Raw genomic sequence first — 1311 nt, forward strand, 5'->3', positions numbered from 1 at the left:
CTTCATTGATGACTTTATTCTCGATAAAAATCATCTGCTACCACAGAGAATCTATAAATGATAGTGCGTAAGTCCTAACTACTTTTAAAAACTGCAAGCAAAGTATTGGTAAATTTTTTACTGTAGGTATTGAAGGTAATAATTGCAAAATAAGGCATCGAATTAGGCGTGGTTTTAGAAGGAGTTGTAATTTTTCAAAAAAGATTGAAAACCATTTTAAAGCTTTCGACTTAACCTTTTTTTACATCAATAATGGCTTCATTTAATGTCAGCATACTTTTTGAAACACCACCAAATAGTAAGAGCACACGCTATATATGGCGACTCTCTATGATATCCCTCTTTTTATGGACACTTCTTAAAAGGTCACGTACTATAAGTGATAATTATATTTTTTAGTGTAAAATCGTTACTTATAGTGGTCTTATTGTGTAAAAAATTAAGTCACTATAAATCTTTATTATTTTTAATAGCGTAAAAGGACAAGCAATGAAAACCGTACATTTTTTAGTTTTGGGTGTGATTTTCTTGATGACAGGTTGTGCTTCCACCGTAAAAACCTATGATGCGACAGGCAAAATGATTGGTTCATGTGAAGCTCAAGGTGGTTTTATTATTGGTGCTGGTGCATCTTGTACAGGCACAGCGAACCAAGAAGGTAAGTAGGTTAAAAAATGAATACCCAGTATTTTATATTGGGTATTTTGATAGGAGAGGAATGAAATAATGATAAAAATATATTTTTGGTTGTGTATTTCTTTGATCATGGTGGGCTGTGCATCGACAGTGAAGACCTATGATGTCAGTGGCAAAATGATAGGTTCTTGTGTCTCTCAAGCAAGCTTACTGTCAAAAAAAATGGCAACTTGTACGGGTTATAGCAATCAACAAGGCTATACTTTTGTGCCTGTATCAGTAAAACAGCTAAAGCAAGAACAATCAGAGCAGATAAAAAAATCTTCCTCGAATGAAATGCCAAGAATACAACCCAAAAATCAATTAGAAGATTTACCTCAAAATCGAAAAATTAATCTGGCTAAGTTTTAAATCATTTTGTTTAGAGTTAATATTTTAAAAGGAGTAAAAGATGCAAAAAAATTGACCATACCATTATTATTAAGTTGTATTTTAGGGTTAACTGCTTGTGGTGGTAGTGGGGGGACTAATAATGGTGATACAGGAAAGAATAACAATAGATCTCTTTCATAAATCAAAAAATGATCTTCTTTTTGGTTGATATTTGCACTCCAGATTTCTTGGCATTCATGCATAATCTGCGGATGAAATACATCGATTCAAAGAAGCTTTCTG

The 1311-nt window shown here is 32.7% G+C and carries 2 protein-coding genes and 1 pseudogene; all 3 read left to right on the top strand.

The window, feature by feature from the left end; all coding sequences use genetic code 11:
• Positions 1-74: 74 nt before the first annotated feature.
• A pseudogene (locus NO346_RS14590) lies at positions 75-266 on the top strand (IS1 family transposase); the annotation flags it as partial.
• A gap of 223 nt (positions 267-489) precedes the next feature.
• A complete protein-coding gene (locus NO346_RS14595) occupies positions 490-666 on the top strand; it encodes a hypothetical protein (protein WP_256415598.1) in 177 nt (58 codons plus the stop codon).
• A gap of 60 nt (positions 667-726) precedes the next feature.
• Positions 727-1047, top strand: a complete 321-nt coding sequence (locus NO346_RS14600; RefSeq protein ID WP_256415599.1) for a hypothetical protein — start codon at positions 727-729, stop codon at positions 1045-1047.
• Positions 1048-1311 lie beyond the last annotated feature (264 nt).

Source organism: Acinetobacter sp. 5862, from assembly GCF_024494585.1.
Taxonomy (GTDB): domain Bacteria; phylum Pseudomonadota; class Gammaproteobacteria; order Pseudomonadales; family Moraxellaceae; genus Acinetobacter.

Bases quoted from the DNA above. Each gene is read 5' to 3' on its own strand.
- NO346_RS14595 (WP_256415598.1), top strand. From the start codon at position 490: ATGAAAACCGTACATTTTTTAGTTTTGGGTGTGATTTTCTTGATGACA.
- NO346_RS14600 (WP_256415599.1), top strand. From the start codon at position 727: ATGATAAAAATATATTTTTGGTTGTGTATTTCTTTGATCATGGTGGGC.